Consider the following 18,548-nt stretch of genomic DNA (forward strand, 5'->3'; position numbering starts at 1 on the left):
CGTCGACGGTGGCGTTCCGGGGCGGCGGTCGGCGGCTTGATCGGGGGCTCGGTCGCGCGGATCCGCGGATTCGTGGCGCTGTTCGGCGTGAAGCTCGCGGTGCTGCGCCTGAACCGGCGCCGGCGCGACCGTGGCGACAGCGGAGCGGCTCCTGTAGGGGATCGCCGCACCTGACCTGGGCGGCCTCCGCGAGCGATCGTCGCATCGGACATGAGCGCTGCTCCGCCGCACCCGGACGTCTGGGCCGACTCACCTATCCTCGATGGAGCGGATGGAAGGCTCCAACGGACACGGCTGGGACGGCGGCGGCGCTGGCGCGGCGGAGAAGGCGACAGACCGGGAGCAGCGGCTCGCGGAGCAGCGGCGTGGGCTGCCAGATCAGCCCGGCGTGTACCTCTTCCGCAACGCGAAGGGGACGGTCATCTACGTCGGCAAGGCGAAGTCGATCAAGAAGCGCGTCGCATCGCACTTCTCGAACCCGAGCACGCAGATGGGCAGAGATCTGCTGCCGATGATCGATCGGATCGACTCGCTCGTCGTCTCGACCGAGTCCGAGGCGCTGCTCACCGAGCAGAACTTCATCAAGCAGTACAAGCCGCGCTTCAACATCCGACTGCGCGACGACAAGTCGTATCCGTACATCGGGATCTCGCTCGACGAGGACTATCCGCGCGTCTATTTCACCCGCGAGCGTCACCGGCGCGAGCGCGCCTACTTCGGCCCGTACTCCAACGCCAAGCGCGTGCGCGAGACGCTCGACCTGCTCGGCAAGATCTTCATGTTCCGCAGCTGCGACGGCCCGACGCCCGGCCGCCGCAGCGGCTCGCCGTGCCTCGACTACTACATCAAGCGGTGCGAGGCACCGTGCGTCGGCTACGTCACCAAGGAGCAGTACCGCACGTCGATCGACGGGGTGATCGACTTCCTCTCCGGCCGCTACCGCGCGATCGAGTCCGCGATCGAGGCGAACATGAGAGAGGCCGCCGCCGAGCAGCGTTTCGAGGACGCCGCGCGAGAGCGCAACCGGCTCAGATCGATTCGCTCGCTGCTGGAACGCCAGCGCGTCACGAACGCCTCCGTCGGCACGCTCGACGCGATCGCGATCGCCGTCGAGGGCCAGGATGCCAACGCTCAGGTCTTCCAGGTGCGCGACGGGGTGCTGTCGGACCGCCAGGGCTTCTACCTGGAGAACCTGGCCGGCGACGACGTCGCCGCTGTCGCCGAGGCGTTCATCCTGCAGTACTACGGCAGCTCGCTGATGATCCCGCCGCTGCTGATCGTGCAGCAGCAGCTGGCCGAGCAGGAGGAGACGATCGCCGCTGCGCTGAGCGCGCGCCGCGGCAGCGCCGTCGAGTTGCGCGCCGCTGAGCGCGGCGACAAGCGCCGCATCCTCGAACTGGCCGAACGCAACGCGAAGCTCCAGCTCGACCAGGAGAGACTCCGCAGCGAGCGCAGACGCCAGCAGCGCGTCGACGCGCTCGACGGCCTGCAGCGCGCGCTGAACCTCGACACGATCCCGCTGCGGGTCGAGTGCTTCGACATCTCGCACGTCGGCGGCACGCACACGGTCGCCTCGATGGTCGTGCTGGAGGCGGGCGCGACGAAGAAGTCCGACTACCGTCGCTTCACGCTGCGCGAAGGCGTCGAAGGCGTGCCGGACGACTTCGCCTCGATGGAGGAGGTGCTGTCGCGCCGTCTCGCGCAGTACGAGCGCCAGCACGATCGCTCGCCCCACGACGACGGCTACGACGCCAGCTTCGCGGCGCTGCCGAACCTGCTCGTGATCGACGGCGGCAAGGGTCAGCTGTCGGCCGGCATGAAGGTGCTCGACGGCTTCGCCCGGCGTGGCGTCGCGATCGTCTCGCTCGCGAAGAGAATCGAGGAGGTGTTCGTGCCGGGGCGTCCCGAGCCGATCGTCCTGCCGCACGACACGCCTGAGCTGCAACTGCTGCAGCGCGTGCGCGACGAGGCTCACCGCTTCGCGATCGGCCACCATCGCATCCGCCGCGACAGAGCGATGACGGCGTCGGTGCTGGACACGCTGCCGGGCGTCGGGCCGGCGCGCAAACAGGCGCTGCTGAGACATTTCGGCTCGCCCGAGGCGTTCCTCGCGGCGACGCGCGAGGAGCTGGAGGCGGTCCCCGGCCTGCCGGGCAAGGTCGCCCGCGATCTCTATCTGCAGCTCAACAAGACGGGGCACTGAGACGCCGATGCATCGCGCAGTGGAGCGTTCCCGTCCAAGCTGCTGCAACGGGACCTTCACACGGACGACTGCTCCACCCGTCACAATGCACCCATGAGCGTTTCCCGGCCTACGAGGCTCGGGGACCGTCTGCGCCGCGGCACCCGCAGGCTCGAGGTGACGTCGGAGCAGTCGGTGATCCGCAGCCCCGCTCTGAACGACCTCGTCGTGATCACGGGCTTCTCCGGCGCGGGGAAGTCGACGGCGATGGCTGCGTTCGAGGACGAGGGCTACTTCTGCGTCGACAACCTGCCGCCCGAGATGATCAGGTCGCTGGCCGACCTGTTCATGCACGAGGGCTCGAAGGTCGAGCGCGCCGCGGTCGTCTCCGACGCGCGCGGCGGCAGCTACTTCGCGGGGCTCGTCGCGGTGCTCGGCGAGCTGGAGCGGGCGGGCGTGGCGTACAGGCTGCTGTTCCTCGAGGCGGACGAGCAGACGCTGCTGACGCGCTACCAGGAGACGCGCCGGCGCCACCCGCTGTCGCCGACCGGCACCGTCGCCGACGGCATCGCCCGCGAGCGCGCGCTGCTGGCGCCGGTGAGGGAACGCGCCGACGTGGTGATCGAAACGACCGGTCTCAACGCGGCGATGCTGCGGCGCAAGCTCGCCGACGCGCTGCTGCCGACGCGCACTCCCGGCCGCCTCGCGGTCACGTTTCAGAGCTTCGGCTTCAAGCACGGTCCCGCGCGCGACGCGGACCTGCTGTTCGACGTCCGCTTCCTGCCGAATCCGCACTACGAGCCGGAGCTGCGTCCGCTCACCGGCAAGGACCCCGACGTCGCCGCCTACGTCAACCGCGACGGCGCGCTCGACGCGTTCTACGAGCGGCTCTTCCCGATGCTCGACTATCTGCTGCCGCAGTACGTCGCGGAGGGCAAGTCGCACCTGTCGGTCGCGATCGGCTGCACCGGCGGGCGCCACCGCTCTGTCGCGATCACCGAGCAGCTCGCGCAGCGCTACAAGGCCGAGGGCGACTACCTCGTCGAGCTAGCGCACCGGGACGTCGAGCGGCCGACGAAGTAGCCGGCGGCGGGCGCCGACGCGCCCGCCTGATACAACGCGGACGTGTTCGACCACATCGGCTTCGAGGTCGCGGACCTCGCTCGCGCGGCGCGCTTCTACGACGCCGTCTTCCATGCGATCGGCGCGCGGCGGATGTTCGAGAGCGAGCACGCGGTCGCCTGGGGCGTCAACGATCCGCAGCTGTGGGTCGTCGTGCGGGGGCTGCCGGCGGCGCCGGGGTACGGCCACGTGGCGCTGCGCGCGAGCGGCCGCGTCGCGGTCGACGAGGCGCACGCCGCGGGACTGGCGCACGGCGGCCGCGACGAGGGGGCGCCCGGCCCGCGTCCGCGGTACGGAAGCGGATGCTACGCCGGCTACCTGCGCGACCCCGACGGGCTGCGCGTCGAACTGGTGTCGCGCAGCGGGGGCTGAGCGGCACGCGAAGCCGCTGGCGGGCGTCGTCTCTGGTGTCGCGGCCGCCCGCTGACGAGCCCGCTTTGGCAGGATCCCCTGCGACATGGACCTCGCGCTGACCGAATCCGACCTGCTCGACGATCCGATCGAGCTGTTCCGCCGCTGGTACGCCGACGCGCGTGCCGCAAAGATGCCGCAGGCGGATGCGATGACGCTCGCGACCGTCGCGGCCGACGGCCGCCCGTCGGCGCGGATCGTGCTGCTGAAGAGCGTTGACGAGCGCGGCTTCCAGTTCTTCACCAACTACGAGAGCCGCAAGGCCAGCGAGTTGGCCGCCGACGCGCGCGCCGCGCTGGCGTTCGTCTGGATCCCGATGTTCCGGCAGATTCGCGTCACCGGCGACACCGAGCAACTCGACGCCGCGGCCTCCGACGCCTACTTCGCGACCCGTCCGCGCGGTAGCCAGATCGGCGCGTGGGCCTCGCAGCAGAGCCGCGAGCTGGCCGACCGCAGCGAGTTGGAGGCGCGCGTGGCGGAGCTGGAGCGCGAGTGGGAGGGACGCGACGTCGAGCGTCCGCCGCACTGGGGCGGCTACCGCCTCGTCCCGCGCGAGATCGAGTTCTGGCAAGGCCGCGAGAACCGCCTCCACGACCGCTTCGCCTACACCCGCGCGCCCGACGGCGGCTGGCGGCGGGTGCGGCTGCAGCCTTAGCGGCGCCCGGCCGCCCACCCCGCCACGGCCGCCGACGGCTCGATGCCCGCCCGCAGACGCTCGTCGGGAAGGGGCGCGCCGGCGCGCATCTCGAGCGGGACGACGCCGGCCCAGACGTCGAGCCCGTAGTCGTCCTCGTCGTCGGCCGGGCCGCCGTCGCGGACCTTCGCGGACGCCTCGGCGAGGTCCATCGCGAGCACGCGCGTGCCCTTCAGCTCCCGTTCGTTGGGCGTGCGCACCTCCGCCCAGCGGCCGGGGAGGAGCTTCTCCGTGAACGCCTCCAGCGCGGTGGCGCGCTCGTCGGCGCCCTCGACCAGCGCGGCCGTGCCGAGCACGACGACGCTGCGGTAGTTCATCGAGTGGTGGAAGGCGGAGCGGGCGAGCACGACGCCGTCGATCAGCGTGGTCGTCAGGCAGGCGGGCACGCCGGCAGCGAGCTTGCGCACCGTCCGGCTGGCGGTCGAGCCGTGCACGTAGACGCGGTCGTCGATGCGCGCGACCAGCATCGGGATCACGTACGGCTGCTGGTCGACGGCGAAGCCGACGTGGGCGACGAGCGACTCGTCGAGGATCGCGTCGATCGTGGCGCGGTCGTAGACGCCGCGTCTCGGCACGCGGGCGATGCGCGAGCGCGGGCTGGGAGCTGCGACATGAGCTGGCATGGCCGATACGCTACGTGCACTTGGCTCCGTCACCAAGAGCCATTCGCGCGTAAGAATGTGGGGCCAAGTGGACCTGTTGCTCGACCTCGACGCCGCTCCCGGTACGACCCTGCGCCGTCGCGCCGAACACGCGCTGCGCGAAGCCGTCCGCTGCGGCCGCCTCGCGCCCGGCACGCGCCTGCCGTCGACCCGCGCGCTCGCGCTCCAGCTCGGCGTCTCCCGCGGCGTCGTCGTCGAGGCCTACGCCCAGCTCGCCGCCGAGGGTTACCTCCGCACCCGCCGCGGGGGCGGGACGACGGTGGCGGAGGGAGGGGGAGCGGGGGTCGTCGGCGGCGGGGCGGCCGCCGGCGCCGGCACCACGGATGCACTCGGCGGGTCCGACTGGTCGGGCGCCGTGGTCGGCGCCGGGCGGACGGCGCCGGCGCCGATGCGCCATGACCTGCGGCCCGCGCTGCCCGCGCTGTCGGGCTTTCCGCGCGGCGCCTGGCTCGCGGCGGTCTCGCGGGTGCTGCGCGCTGCGCCGGACGAGCGGCTCGGGTACGCCGATCCGGCCGGCGTGCCGGAGCTGCGCGAGACGCTCGCCGCCTACCTCGGCCGCGTCCGCGGCGTGCGCGCCGCGCCGCAGCAGATCGTCGTCACGAGCGGCCTGCGGCAGGGGCTCGGGCTGTTGTGGGCGGCGCTGGCGGAGCGGGGGCGGGACGATCGGCGAGATGGCGCGACGGACGGCCGGCGCGCGGACGGGCGCGGGAACGGCGCGACGGACGGGGATCGCCGCGCGATGCGCGTCGCGTTCGAGCGCCCCGGCTGGCGCGGGTGGACTCAGACCGCCGAAGCCGCTGGGTGGGAGACGGTGCCGCTCGCGGTTGACGACGACGGCGCCGACGTCGACGCGATCGAGCAGCTCGGGGTCGACGCGGTCGGAATCACTCCCGCGCACCAGTTTCCGACCGGCGCGGTGCTCTCGGCCGCACGCCGCGGGTCGCTCGTCGCGTGGGCGCAGCGCCGCGGGGCCGTCGTCGTGGAAGACGACTACGACGCCGAGTTTCGCTACGACCGCAAGCCGATCGGCTCGCTGCAGGGGCTCGCGCCAGACGTCGTCGTCTACGGCGGAAGCGCATCCAAGACGCTCGCGCCCGCGGTCCGGATCGGCTGGCTCGTGCTGCCGACGCCGCTCGTCGCAGCGGTCGTCGCGACCCAGCGCCGGCTCGGCGGCATGCCCGCGCCGCTGGACCAGCTCGCGCTCGCGGACCTGATCGAGCGCGGCGAGCTGGACCGCCACCTGCGCCGACAGCGCCGCCGCTACCGCCGCCAGCGCGACGCGCTGCTGCAGGCGCTCGCGCGCGAGTTGCCCGACGTCGCGGTCGAGGGCGCCGCGGCCGGGCTGCACGCGGTCCTGCGCCTGCCGCCGCAGCTCGACGAGCGGGCGGTGCTCGCCGCGGCTCGCGCGCGCGGCGTCGCGCTCGACGGACTCGGCCACGGCGCCCCCGCGCTCGTCGTCGGCTACGCGAACGTGACCGAGCCGGCCGTCGCCCCCGCGGTCGCCGCGCTCGTGGCCGCGATCCGCGCCGCGGCGAGCTGATGCGGGTGCCACCCGCTCACGTCCCGGCTGCCTGACCCGCGCGCCGCGCCCGCCATCGCCGCATAGGCCACGAGCACTGATGGGAACGGGGACCGCTGATACCCTCCAGCCCCGCCGGGTACCACGCTGACCGGCCTTTTCCTCCTTATTTCAGTCGCCTACGGAAGGACTCGCACGCATGCCGCTTCGGGTTGGGATCAACGGCTTCGGCCGGATCGGCCGCAACGTCTTCCGGGCTGCTCAGGAACAGGGCGCCGACATCGAGTTCGTTGCGGTCAACGACCTCACGGACGTCAAGACGCTCGCGCACCTGCTCAAGTACGACTCGATCCTCGGCCCGTTCCCGGGAACGGTGGAGGAGGTCCCCGGCGGCATCAAGGTCGACGGCAAGGAGATCAAGGTCCTCGCCGAGCGTGATCCCGGAGCGCTGCCGTGGGGCGACCTCGGCGTCGACGTCGTGATCGAGTCGACCGGTTTCTTCACCAAGCGCGAGGACGCCGCCAAGCACCTTGCCGGCGGCGCCAAGAAGGTCATCATCTCCGCGCCCGCGACGGGCCCGGACGCGACCGTCGTGCTCGGCGTGAACTTCGACACGTACGACAAGGCCGAGCACGCGGTCATCTCGAACGCGTCCTGCACGACGAACTGCCTCGCGCCGGTCGCGAAGGTCCTCAACGACACCGTCGGCATCGACCACGGCCTGATGACGACGATCCACGCGTACACCGCGGATCAGCGCCTGCAGGACATGCCGCACAAGGACCTGCGCCGCGCTCGCGCCGCCGCGGTCAACCTGATCCCGGCGTCGACCGGCGCCGCGAAGGCGATCGGCGTGGTGATTCCCGAGCTGAACGGCAAGCTGAACGGCTTCGCGGTCCGCGCCCCCGTCCCGACCGGCTCGGTCGTCGACCTGACGATCGTCGCCAAGCGCGCGACGAGCGTCGACGAGGTCAACGCGGCGCTGAAGGCCGCCTCCGAGGACGGCCCGCTGAAGGGCATCCTCGGCTACACGACGGACCCGATCGTCTCCAGCGACATCGTCAAGGACTCGCGCTCGTCGATCGTCGACTCCCAGCTGACCGCGGTGCTCGAAGGAACAATGGTCAAGGTTGTCGCCTGGTACGACAACGAGTGGGGCTACTCCAGCCGCGTCGTCGACCTCGTGCAGAAGGTGCTGTGAAGACGCTCGACGATCTCGGCGTCGAGGGCAAGAAGGTCCTCGTCCGCGTCGATTTCAACGTCCCGCTGAAGGACGGCGAGGTGACCGACGACACGCGCATCAGAGGTGCGCTGCCGACGCTCGAAGAGCTGCTCGGCAGAGGCGCGGCGCTGATCCTCGTGTCGCACCTCGGCCGTCCGAAGGAGCGTGACCCGGAGCTCTCGCTGCGGCCCGTCGCCGATCGGCTCGCCGAGCTGATCGGCAAGCCGGTCAAGCTCGCGCCCGGCGTCGTCGGCGACCAGGTCACGGCGCTCGCGAACGCGCTGAAGCCCGGTGAGCTGCTGCTGCTTGAGAACGTCCGCTACGAGCCGGGCGAGACGAAGAACGACCCCGACCTCGCGGCCGCGCTCGCGTCGCTGGCGGACGTCTACGTCAACGACGCGTTCGGTGCCGCGCACCGCGCGCACGCCTCGACGGAGGGCGTCGCCAGACGCCTGCCGCACGCCGCCGGCCGGCTGCTGGAGCGCGAGGTCAAGACGCTCGGCGGGATCCTCGAGCACCCGAGAAAGCCGCTGGTCGCGATCATCGGCGGCGCGAAGGTGACGGACAAGATCGCCGTCATCGACCGCTTCATGCACGTCGCCGACACGATCCTGATCGGCGGCGCGATGGGCTTCCCGTTCTTCAAGGCGCAGGGCCACTCCGTCGGCGACTCGCTGTGCGAGGCCGAGGGCGTCGGACCGGCGAAGGACGCGCTCGCGCAGTCGCGCATGGACCGCTCGCACCTGGAGCTGCCGATCGACCTCGTGATCGCCGACCGCTTCGCGGCGGAGGCCGAGCACAGGGTGCTCGACGGCGTCGACGTACCCGACGGCTGGATGGGCCTCGACGTCGGCCCGCGCACCGCGCAGCGCTACGCGGACGAGATCGCGAAGGCCGGGACGGTCTTCTGGAACGGCCCGATGGGCGCGTTCGAACTGGAGCCGTTCGCGGCCGGCACGCGCGCGGTCGCCGAGGCGGTCGCCGCGTGCGAGGGCACGACGGTCGTCGGCGGCGGCGACAGCGCCGCGGCGCTGCAGCAGTTCGGGCTGGGCGATCGCGTCACGCATCTGTCAACGGGCGGTGGCGCGTCGCTGGAGCTGATCGAGGGCAAGAAGCTGCCCGGAGTGGAGGCGCTCAAGTGAGCGCGCAACCGCTCGGCCTGCGGCCTCGGGATGCGGCGAAAGATCTCGCCCAGGGGGCTCGTTCTTTCCGGCTGGAGGTTTCCACATGAGTTCGCGCACCCCGCTGATCGCGGGCAACTGGAAGATGAACAAGACGATCGCGGAGGCGGAGGAGTTCATCTCCGGCCTGCTGCCGCACGTCTTCGCCGCCGACGGCGTCGACATCGGCATCTGCCCGCCGGTCACGGCGCTGCAGGCGATGGTCGACTCCGCGCGCGGCAGCGCCGTGCGCGTCTACGCGCAGAACATGCACCAGGCCGACAGCGGCGCCTTCACCGGAGAGGTCTCGGCCGCGATGCTGACCGAGCTGGAGATCCAGGGCGTCGTGCTCGGCCACTCCGAGCGCCGCGAGCTGTTCGGCGAGACCGACAAGGCGCTCGCGCTGAAGGTCCCGAAGGCGCTCGAGGCCGGCCTCGAGCCGATCCTCTGCGTCGGCGAGGCGGAGGAGGAGCGCGAGCGCGGCGACACCGAGCGCAAGCTGCGCCATCAGATCCAGGAGGGCCTCGCGAAGGTCGCCGACGACAGGCTCGCCGACGTCGTGATCGCGTACGAGCCGATCTGGGCGATCGGCACGGGCCTGACCGCGACGCCGGAGCAGGCGCAGGAGGCGTGCGCGTTCGTGCGCGCGCTCGTCGCGCAGCGCTCCGACGACGCCGCGCAGCGGCTGCGCGTCCTCTACGGCGGCTCGATGAAGCCCGACAACGCGGCCGAGCTGCTCGCGCTGCCGGACGTCGACGGCGGGCTCGTCGGCGGCGCCAGCCTCGACCCCGCCTCGTTCGCCGCGATCGTCGAGGCCGCGGGCGCATGAGCCTGCCCGTCCCTCGCGTGGCATTGGTCGTGCTGGACGGCTGGGGCCTCGCCCCGGCCGGTCCCGGCAACGCGATCTCGCTCGCGCAGACGCCCGTCTTCGACGCGCTGTGGGAGCGTTTCCCGACGACCCAGATGATCGCGAAGGGCAAGGCCGTCGGCCTGCCCGAGGGACAGATGGGCAACTCCGAGGTCGGTCACCTCAACCTCGGCGCCGGCGCGGTCGTCAAGCAGGACCTGACGCGCATCGACGAGGCCGCCGAGAACGGCACGCTGGACGCCAACGCCGTCGTGCGCGAGGCGTTCGAGGCCGGCAGAGACGGGCGCGTGCACCTGATCGGGCTCGTCTCCGAGGGCGGCGTCCACAGCGCGATGAGACACCTCCACGCGCTGATCGAGCTGGCCGCGCAGCTGGGCGTCAGAGACCTCGTGATCCACGCCTTCACCGACGGCCGCGACACGCTGCCGAGAGCCGGCGCGGACTACCTCGCGACCGTCGAGGGCTGGCTCGCCGAGGCCGGCAGCGGCCGCATCGGCACCGTCGTCGGCCGCTACTTCGCGATGGATCGCGACAAGCGCTGGGAGCGCGTGCAGCAGGCCTACGACCTGCTCGTGCACGGCACCGCCGCCCACCACGTCGAGAGCGCGCGGGCCGCCGCCGAGGAGGCCTACGCGCGCGGCGAGACGGACGAGTTCATCACCGCCACGGCGGTCGGCGACGAAGCGACGATCCGTCCCGGCGACGCCGTGCTGGCGTTCAACTTCCGCCCCGACCGCATGCGCGAGATCACGCTCGCGCTGGCGGCGCCGGGCTTCGAGGATGTCGACCGCAGAGGCGCTGCTGCCGTCGCGAACTACTTCTGCATGACCGAGTACAACGAGGACTGGTCGTACCCGATCGCGTTCCCGCCTGCTCGTCCGGAGATCACGCTCGCGAGCACGCTCGCCGCTCGCGGCGGCAAGCAGCTGCACGTCGCCGAGACCGAGAAGTACCCGCACGTGACGTACTTCTTCAATGGCGGGGAGGAGCACCCGTACGCCGGCGAGCGGCGCGAGCTGGCGGCCTCCCCGCGCGACGTGCCGACATACGACTTCAAGCCCGAGATGAGCGCGCACGAGGCGGCGAGACTGTTCGTCGACGCCTGGAACGAGGACCAGCCGCGCTTCGGGATCATCAACTTCGCCAACGCCGACATGGTCGGCCACACGGGCGTGATCCCGGCGGCAGTGACGGCGGTCGAGACGGTCGACGCCTGCCTCGGCGAGGTCGTCAGAGCGGTCCACGACAGCGGCGGCGTGCTGCTGATCACCGCCGACCACGGCAACGCCGACCACATGCTCGAGCCCGACGGCAGCCCGAACACCGCGCACTCGCTCAACCCGGTGCCGGTGATCGTGACCGCCGCCGGCCTCAGACTGCGCGCCGACGGGATCCTCGCCGACGTCGCTCCGACCCTCCTGCAGCTGCTCGGCGAGGACCAGCCGGCGCAGATGACAGGCACCTCCCTGATCGATTCGTGAGTTCAGCCGGCCGCAGCAAGACGCTCCCGCCCTGGCCGGAGAACCGGCCGCTGCGCGACTGGCAGAGCAAGGCGATCGCGGCGCTCGCCGAGCACGAGGGCGACGCATTCCTGGCGTCCGCGACGCCCGCCGCCGGCAAGACGACGTTCGGCCTGCGCGCCGCCTACGACGCGCTCTCCAGCGGCGCCGTGCAGCGCGTCGCGATCCTCGCCCCGACCGCGCACATCTGCCGCCAGTGGGCCGCCGACGCGGCCCGCTACGGGATCGACCTGGAGCCCAACCGGCCCAACTCCGAGGGGCCGGAGCCGTCCGACCGCCACGGCGTCGTCGTCACGTACCAGGCGGTCGCGGCCGGCGCCAGACCGCACCGGATCGCCTGCAACGGCCGGCGCACGATGCTGATCGCCGACGAGCCCCACCACATGGGCGAGCACGCGGCCTGGGGCGCGACCGCGATGGACGCGTTCGCCAACGCGCGCACGCGGCTGCTGCTGTCCGGCACGCCGTTCCGCTCCGACAACTCGCCGATCCCGTGGGTCGAGTACGACGCCGACGGCGTCTCCAGCGCCAGCTACGCCTACTCGTACACGCAGGCGCTGCTGGATGGCGTCTGCCGCCCGATCACGTTCCAGCCCTACGACGGCGACATGGAGTGGACCAGCGACGGCCGCCGCCGCCGTGCCGACTTCTCGGTCGTGCTGCCGCGCAACGAGGACGCGCGCCGGCTGCGGACCGCGCTCGACGGCGAGGGCGACTGGATCAGGCGCGTGCTGATCGACGCCGACGCGAAGCTGGGCGAGATCCGCTCCGGCGACCACCCCAACGCGGGCGGGCTCGTAATCGCCATCGACAAGGCGCACGCGATCCAGCTCGCCGGTCAGCTGGAGCGGATATCGGGCGAGCCGCCGCTGATCGTGACCTCCGACGAGGCCGACGCGTCGCGGCGGATCGCGCGCTACGCGGCCGGGACGCAGCGCTGGATCGTGTCGGTGCTGATGGTCTCCGAGGGCGTCGACATCCCGCGCCTGCGCGTCGGCGTCTACGCGACGAGCGCCCGCACCGAGCTGTTCTTCCGCCAGGTCGTCGGCCGCTTCATCCGGCGCTCGCCGAGACCGCGCCACCAGATGAGCTTCCTGTTCCTGCCGTCGGACATCACGCTGAAGGCGCTCGCCTCGCGGATCGAGGAGGAGCGCAACCACGCGATCGAGTTCAAGCCGGGCGTCGAGGACGGCGAGCTGGACGAGCCGCCGGAGCGGCGCAGAAGCGAGCCGGGCGTCTACGAGGCGCTCTACTCCGACGCGCGCCCGGACGCGCACATCCAGATCGGCGAGAACATGATGCTGTTCGGCGATCCCGAGCCGGTCGCGGCGGCGAGACCGTCGGCGGCGTTCATGGCGTTCGGCGGCGGGATCGCCGAGACGAGGCGGGCCGACCCGGTCGACGTGCTTCCGAGCGCGGCCGACGACCCGACCTCCTCCTACCAGCGGCGCGAGAGACTGCGCGAGGAGCGCAGCAGACTCGTCGCGGTGATCGCGCGGCGGGGGAGAGAGGAGCACCGCGAGATCAACGCGCGGATCAATCGCGCCGTCGGCGCTGCGTCGGTCGGCAAGTCGACGCTGGAACAGCTGGAGAGAGCGAACGAACGGTTGCGCAGAGAGGTCGAGAAGAGCCGCTGAGCGGGGCTTCTCGGCGGGTTGGTCTGACCCGACGCGTCGTCGTTCGCTGCTATCGTCGCGCTCAGAAGCACCACCTACCGCCGTTCGATCGACATGTCCGCGACTGAAATGACTCCCGCAGCACAGGCAGCCACCACCGCCCTCGGCCTCGGCCCGACCGAGCTGGGCGCCTGGAAGGGCCTCCTGAGGGTCCACGCGTCGCTGATGAAGAGACTCGACGCGGAGCTGGAGGCGGCCCACCGGCTGCCGCTGACCTCCTACGAGGTGCTGATGCAGCTCGCCGACGCGCCCGAGCGCAAGATGCGCATGTGCGACCTGGCGGATTCCGTGCTGCTGAGCCGCAGCGGGATGAGCCGGCTCGTCGACCGGCTGGAGCGCGACGGGCTGCTGCAGCGCGCCGCCTGCCCCAACGACGCGCGCGGCGCCTTCGCGGTTCTGACCGACGCCGGCGCCGAGCTGCTCGACGCCGCCCGTCCGACGCATCACGCGGGCATCCGGCGCGGCTTCCTGGAGCACTTCGACGAGGCCGAGCTGGAACAGCTCGCCGCGTACTGGGCGCGCCTGCTGCCGCCCGCGTCGCAGGCCTGACCGACCGCCGACCGATGTTCGCCCCAGTAGGGGCGATTTTGGCATGTCCGAATTCATCGGAAGACTTGACACATGGCGACTTAGATTTCATATTGGAGCTACAACAGATAACCGTCCGAGAGGAGGAACCGTCATGGCACTTGTACGTTGGGAGCCGATCCGCGAGATCAACTCGATCCAGAATGAGGTCAACCGTCTCTTCGACAGTTTCTTCGACACGCAGACGGCTGCGGGGCAGGCCGGCGCGCGCCGTTGGATCCCGCCGATGGACCTGCTCGAGACGGAAGACCACTTCGTCCTGCGCGCGGATCTGCCCGGCGTCTCGCCGGAGGACGTGAAGATCGAGTTGGAGGACCGCGTGCTGACGGTCGCGGGCGAGCGGAAGGGCGCGATCGAGTCCGAGCGCGCCGGCTTCCACCGGGTCGAGCGCGCGCACGGGGCGTTCTCGCGCTCGCTCACGTTGCCGGAGGGGGTCGACGCCGACGGCGTCGAGGCGCGCTTCGACCGCGGCGTGTTGGAGGTGCGGGTCCCGAAGCCCGAGGAGCGCAAGCCGCGGCGCATCTCGATCGACGTGGGCACCGGCGGGCCCGCCGAGATCGAGGGCAGAGCGTCGACCTCGCAGACGTAGGGGCATTCGCCGCGCTCAGCGGCTTTGAAGCCGACGGCTGCACCAGCGCCGCTTCGCCCGCTCGGGCGGAGCGGCGCTCTTCGTCGTTCGCGAGGGATGCGCAGGCGCGCCGTTTCGCTCTTCCGAATCGCATGCAGAATTTTCGTCCTCCCGACTTGCGGAGCGGCATGCAAAGCGCTTCAATGTCCGTTGATGGTCGGAAATGTTTGAAAAAACGCTTCTCTTTCATCATAAATGTGTTAGGCTCTTTTCCGTTCTGTCGTTGCACCTAGGACCTCCATCCAATGGGTGCAACTGCCAGAGTCGTCGGCCAGGCCGGCCGTCGATCGAGCGCTCCCAGGCCTGCGCGGCTGGGTGATCTCGACAGTCCAAGGCCACCTACCGCCACGAGCCCGCGGCCCCTCGGGACCGCGGGCTCGATTTGGCGCGGGTCCCGCTAGGGTCCAGCGACGATGGCCCCGCTCTTGGAGATCCACCACCGCGACCCTGGCTCGCGCGCACGCGCAGGCGTGCTGAACCTCGCGCACGGTCAGGTGCGCACACCGGCCTTCGTCCCGCTCGCGACGAAGGGCACGATCAAGGGCCTCGAGCCGCGCGAGGTCTCGGCGCTCGGCTACGACATGGTGCTCGGCAACACCTTCCACCTGTTCCTGTCGCCCGGCGAGCAGCTCGTCAGAGAGCTGGGCGGGCTGCACGAGTTCATGCGCTGGGACGACCCGATCATCACCGACTCCGGCGGCTTCCAGGTCTTCTCGATGGGCCACGGGACGGTCGCCGACGAGATCAAGGGCCGCGCGCCGAGCGGCTCCGACCGCGCCGGCGCGATCCTCGCGATCGAGGAGGAGGGCGTCCGCTTCCGCTCCTACATCGACGGCGGCGAGCGCTTCATGGCGCCCGAGACCTCGATGGCGGTGCAGGCCGCGCTCGGCTCCGACATCGCGCTCGCGTTCGACGAGTGCACGCCGTTCCACGTCACGCGCGAGTACACGGAGCGCTCGACCGAGCGCACGCACCGCTGGCTGGACCGCTGCATCGCCTGGCGCGACGAGCATCAGCCGGCCGGTCAGGTGCTCTACTCGATCTCCCAGGGCGGCGTCTACGAGGACCTGCGGCGTGCCGCGACGCGCCACATCGCGCAGACGACGGCACCCGGCGTCGCGATCGGCGGCTCGCTCGGCGAGAACAAGCCGCAGATGTATGAGGTCGTCGACTGGGCGACCGACGAGCTGGAGCAGGTCGCGCCGGAGAAGCCCCGCCACCTGCTCGGGATCGGCGAGGTCGACGACCTCGTGCGCGGCGTCGAGCTGGGAATCGACACGTTCGACTGCGCGATGCCGACGCGGATCGGCCGCCACGGGATGGCGCTCGTGCCCGATCCCGCCAGACGCTGGCGGATCGACCTCACGAAGGGGCGCATGAAGCACGCCAACGAGCCGATCATGGACGACTGCCCGTGTCCGGCTTGCAGCGGCGGCTTCACGCGCGCCTACCTGCACTACCTCTTCGGCGCTCACGAGCTGACGGCGCTGCGGCTCGTGACGCTGCACAACCTCTCCTACATCGCACGGCTGATGGCCGACCTGCGCGGCGCCGTCGCGAGCGGCACGCTGGCGCAGGTCGCCGACGCCGTGCGCGCCGGCGCGGCGCCGGACGGACGAGCGCTGACGCTCGGCCGCCCGGCGGGCTGAGCAGCAGCGGCGCGCCGCGGCTGGTCGCGGCGGCACCGGTCAGGCCGGCGCCGCCGCTGTGCAGGACGCCTACCGCGCCGCCAGCTGGAAGCGCGCCACGAGGCCCTCCAGGTGCTCGGCGGTGCGCGCCAGCTCCGAGGCCGACGCCGCGATCTCCTGCGTCGAGGCGGACGTCTGCTGCGTCGAGGCGGAGACCTGCTCGGCCGACGCCGACGACTGCTCCGCCAGCGAGGAGACCTGGCCGATGTCGGCCTGCATCCGCTCGCTGCGCTGCGAGATCGTCGCGGCGGAGTCGACGATCTGCCCCATCCGCGACGACACGTCGTCGATCGCGGCGCCGATCTCGACGAATGCCTCGCGCGTGCGCAGCACCGCATCGACGCTCTCCGTCGTGCGCGTCGAGCCGGCCTGCACGACGCCGACGCTGCGCGCCGTCTCGTGCTGGATCTCGGACACGAGCGCCGAGATCTCGGCGGTCGCGTCCTGCGACTCCTCGGCGAGCTTGCGGACCTCTTCGGCGACGACGGCGAAGCCGCGCCCCTGCTCGCCGGCGCGCGCCGCCTCGATCGCCGCGTTGAGCGCCAGCAGGTTCGTCTGCTGCGCGATCCCGGTGATCGTCTGCACGATCCCGCCGATCCGCTCCGACTTGCCCGACAGCGCCTCGATCGCGTCGCTGACGGCGGCCGAGGAGTCGGCCACCTCGCGGATCGCCTCGCTCGCCTGCTCGGCCGTCTCGACGCCCTGGCGCGCGACCGCGCTCGCCTCGTTGGCGGCGGTCGCCGTCAGCTCGGCTGACTGCGCCGAGGTGGAGGCCGCCGTGCTCGTATCGACGGCCGTCGCACGCGCCGACTCGATCCGCCGCACCTGCTCCTGCGAGCCGCCGGCGACCTCGCCGATCGCGGCCGCTATCTCGCCGACCGAGCGGCCTGTCTCCTCCGACGTGGCCGCCATCTGCTGGGAGGCGGAGGAGACCGTCGCGGCGCCGGTCGAGACGTCGCCGAGCAGTTCGTTGAGGTTGCGCGTCATCGTCACGAAGGCGTTGCCGAGCGCGTCGCGCTCGCAGACCGGCCGCACCTCGGCGGAGATGTCGCCCCTCGCGATCTGCTGCGCCGCGCGCGCCATCTCGTTCAGGTACGCCGTCATCTCGACGAACGCGTTGCCGAGCACGTCGCGCTCGGAGCGCGGCCGCACGTCCGCCGACGGATCGCCCTCGGCGATCTGACGGGCGGCGCTGGCGGCCTCCTCGAAGTAGACGGTCAGCTGCATGAACGCGTTGCCGAGCACGTCTCTGTCGGAGCGCGCCTGCACCGACACGTTCGGGTCGCCGCCGGCGAGCTGGTCCGCCGCTGCGGCCATCTCTCTGACGTAGCCGATCATGCGCTCGAACGAGTCGCCGAGCTGGCCGATCTCGTCACGCGATCTGACCTCGATCCGCTGGTCGACGTCGCCGTCAGCGATCCGGTCGGCTGCTCTCACCATCTGCCGCACGCCGCGCAGGATGCCGCGCGCGACCCACCACGAGACGGCGGTCCCGATCGCGATCGCGGCGATGATCAGCAGCAACGTCAGCAGTCGGCTCGAGTTGTAGGTGCTCTCGATCTCGGCGTTCTCGCTCTGCGACAGCTTGACCTTTGAGTCGAACAGCGACTCGAACTTGTCGGCGACCGCCGTGAAGGCCGGCAGGACCGTCGCCTTGTTGAACGCGTAGGCCTCCTCGGCGCCGGCGGTCTGCGAGCGTCTGAGCGCCTCTGCGGCCGCCGCGCGGTAGGCCGTCAGGTTCTGCTGCAACTGCGCGAAGTCGGTTCTCGCCTCCTCCGTCCGCAGCGTTCTCGACACCCTTCCGAGCGCGTCGTCGATCAGCGGCTCGTTCGCTTCGATCTTCGCCGCGACCTCCGCCTTGCCGGCGGCGGTCGTCTCGAGGAAGTGGTTGTTGGTGAAGGCGCGCTGCTCGTTGAGCTTCGCGCGCGCGGTCCCGAGCTGGGCAAGCGGCTCCGCGGCCGATCTGTACATCGTCTCGGCCCTGTCATTCACCTTCGCGAGGCTGGTGACGGCGACGACGCCGACGATCGCCATCAGAACGATCACCGTCGCTGTCGCGCCCATCTGCTTGGCGAAGATCGAAACTCGGCGTCCCCCGTCGGAGGACCGATCAGAGATTGCTGTGAGCGGATGGGTCGTCATGCCGAGAAAGGGTCTCCTGGAACTGGGTCGAACTGATGCCCCTGGTTCTCGGCGTGTTGACGTTCAGCTTGAGGTGCGTTTGCCATGTTGCATGGTCACGCACCTAGCTTTTGTCCAACTATCTCGTGTTGCGACCGATCATGTCCTGCAGCTGCTGCACGGCATCCTGGGCGTTTCTCGACACGACGCGCTTGACGTCGACGGCCTTGTCGCGGTTGCCGGTCGCGACGATCGCGATCGCCGTGCCGGCGCCGATCAGCAGGAAGACCGCCAGCAGCGCCATCACGCGCCGGGCGGCGCGGCCGGAGTCGCGTCTCGGCGCGGCCGCCGTGCGCTGCGGGCCGCCGGCGGGTCGTCTGCCGCGTGCAGCGGCTGACCCGGCGGCGCCTGCGCCCGCTCTCGCGGCGCCCGCCGCAGCTCTGCGGCGCGCCGGCGCCTGCGGCGGCGGCTGGCGGCAAGTCGGGGG

Annotated in this window: 16 protein-coding genes; 13 read left to right on the forward strand and 3 right to left on the reverse strand. The window is 71.4% G+C overall.

Going from position 1 to position 18,548, the window contains the following annotated elements; all coding sequences use genetic code 11:
- The first annotated feature begins 271 nt into the window (after positions 1-271).
- The 4 genes from uvrC to pdxH all read left to right on the forward strand — a co-directional run bounded on the left by uvrC (position 272) and on the right by pdxH (position 4,370).
- Positions 272-2,203: an excinuclease ABC subunit UvrC gene (gene uvrC, locus Q7L65_RS26785; RefSeq protein ID WP_304726424.1), complete on the forward strand. Its 1,932-nt coding sequence runs from the start codon at positions 272-274 to the stop codon at positions 2,201-2,203.
- 93 nt (positions 2,204-2,296) lie between these two features.
- Positions 2,297-3,265 (forward strand): RNase adapter RapZ, encoded by a 969-nt coding sequence (gene rapZ / locus Q7L65_RS26790; RefSeq protein WP_304726426.1) that lies wholly within the window; start codon positions 2,297-2,299, stop codon positions 3,263-3,265.
- A 42-nt stretch (positions 3,266-3,307) separates the two neighbouring features.
- On the forward strand, positions 3,308-3,676 hold the full coding sequence (locus tag Q7L65_RS26795; protein ID WP_304726428.1) for a VOC family protein: 369 nt from the start codon (positions 3,308-3,310) through the stop codon (positions 3,674-3,676).
- An 85-nt stretch (positions 3,677-3,761) separates the two neighbouring features.
- A complete protein-coding gene (gene pdxH / locus Q7L65_RS26800; protein WP_304726430.1) occupies positions 3,762-4,370 on the forward strand; it encodes a pyridoxamine 5'-phosphate oxidase in 609 nt (202 codons plus the stop codon).
- On the opposite strand, the gene Q7L65_RS26805 is transcribed toward pdxH, so the two are convergent.
- The gene (locus Q7L65_RS26805) at positions 4,367-5,032 is read right to left on the reverse strand and encodes a pyridoxamine 5'-phosphate oxidase family protein (RefSeq protein WP_304726432.1); all 666 of its coding nucleotides are present in this window, start codon (positions 5,030-5,032) and stop codon (positions 4,367-4,369) included. The genes pdxH and Q7L65_RS26805 overlap by 4 nt on opposite strands.
- Positions 5,033-5,099: 67 nt before the next feature.
- Here Q7L65_RS26805 and Q7L65_RS26810 point away from each other — a divergent pair, with 67 nt between their 5' ends.
- The 9 genes from Q7L65_RS26810 to tgt all read left to right on the forward strand — a co-directional run bounded on the left by Q7L65_RS26810 (position 5,100) and on the right by tgt (position 15,901).
- Positions 5,100-6,611: a PLP-dependent aminotransferase family protein gene (locus Q7L65_RS26810; RefSeq protein ID WP_304726433.1), complete on the forward strand. Its 1,512-nt coding sequence runs from the start codon at positions 5,100-5,102 to the stop codon at positions 6,609-6,611.
- A gap of 178 nt (positions 6,612-6,789) precedes the next feature.
- A complete protein-coding gene (gene gap, locus Q7L65_RS26815; RefSeq protein ID WP_304726435.1) occupies positions 6,790-7,791 on the forward strand; it encodes a type I glyceraldehyde-3-phosphate dehydrogenase in 1,002 nt (333 codons plus the stop codon).
- Positions 7,788-8,954: a phosphoglycerate kinase gene (gene pgk / locus Q7L65_RS26820; protein WP_304726437.1), complete on the forward strand. Its 1,167-nt coding sequence runs from the start codon at positions 7,788-7,790 to the stop codon at positions 8,952-8,954. Before gap ends, pgk begins: the two co-directional genes overlap by 4 nt.
- A gap of 85 nt (positions 8,955-9,039) precedes the next feature.
- Positions 9,040-9,801: a triose-phosphate isomerase gene (tpiA, locus tag Q7L65_RS26825; protein ID WP_304726439.1), complete on the forward strand. Its 762-nt coding sequence runs from the start codon at positions 9,040-9,042 to the stop codon at positions 9,799-9,801.
- The gene (gpmI, locus tag Q7L65_RS26830) at positions 9,798-11,321 is read left to right on the forward strand and encodes a 2,3-bisphosphoglycerate-independent phosphoglycerate mutase (RefSeq protein ID WP_304726441.1); all 1,524 of its coding nucleotides are present in this window, start codon (positions 9,798-9,800) and stop codon (positions 11,319-11,321) included. Before tpiA ends, gpmI begins: the two co-directional genes overlap by 4 nt.
- Positions 11,318-12,997 (forward strand): DEAD/DEAH box helicase, encoded by a 1,680-nt coding sequence (locus Q7L65_RS26835; RefSeq protein ID WP_304726443.1) that lies wholly within the window; start codon positions 11,318-11,320, stop codon positions 12,995-12,997. The genes gpmI and Q7L65_RS26835 overlap by 4 nt, the downstream gene beginning before the upstream one ends.
- A 108-nt stretch (positions 12,998-13,105) precedes the next feature.
- Complete coding sequence (locus Q7L65_RS26840; protein ID WP_304726445.1) at positions 13,106-13,585, forward strand: MarR family winged helix-turn-helix transcriptional regulator; 480 nt, start codon at positions 13,106-13,108, stop codon at positions 13,583-13,585.
- A gap of 133 nt (positions 13,586-13,718) precedes the next feature.
- A complete protein-coding gene (locus Q7L65_RS26845) occupies positions 13,719-14,213 on the forward strand; it encodes an Hsp20/alpha crystallin family protein (RefSeq protein ID WP_304726447.1) in 495 nt (164 codons plus the stop codon).
- Positions 14,214-14,665: 452 nt separating this feature from the next.
- Positions 14,666-15,901, forward strand: a complete 1,236-nt coding sequence (gene tgt, locus Q7L65_RS26850) for a tRNA guanosine(34) transglycosylase Tgt (RefSeq protein ID WP_304726450.1) — start codon at positions 14,666-14,668, stop codon at positions 15,899-15,901.
- A 69-nt stretch (positions 15,902-15,970) separates the two neighbouring features.
- On the opposite strand, the gene Q7L65_RS26855 is transcribed toward tgt, so the two are convergent.
- Entirely contained in the window at positions 15,971-18,082 is a 2,112-nt protein-coding gene (locus Q7L65_RS26855) for a methyl-accepting chemotaxis protein (protein WP_304726453.1), read from the reverse strand.
- Positions 18,083-18,200: 118 nt separating this feature from the next.
- Positions 18,201-18,548 (reverse strand): hypothetical protein (locus tag Q7L65_RS26860; RefSeq protein ID WP_304726455.1); only part of this gene is annotated, 348 nt, incomplete at its 5' end.

This window comes from Conexibacter sp. CPCC 206217, assembly GCF_030646165.1.
In the GTDB taxonomy this organism is placed as follows: domain Bacteria; phylum Actinomycetota; class Thermoleophilia; order Solirubrobacterales; family Solirubrobacteraceae; genus Conexibacter.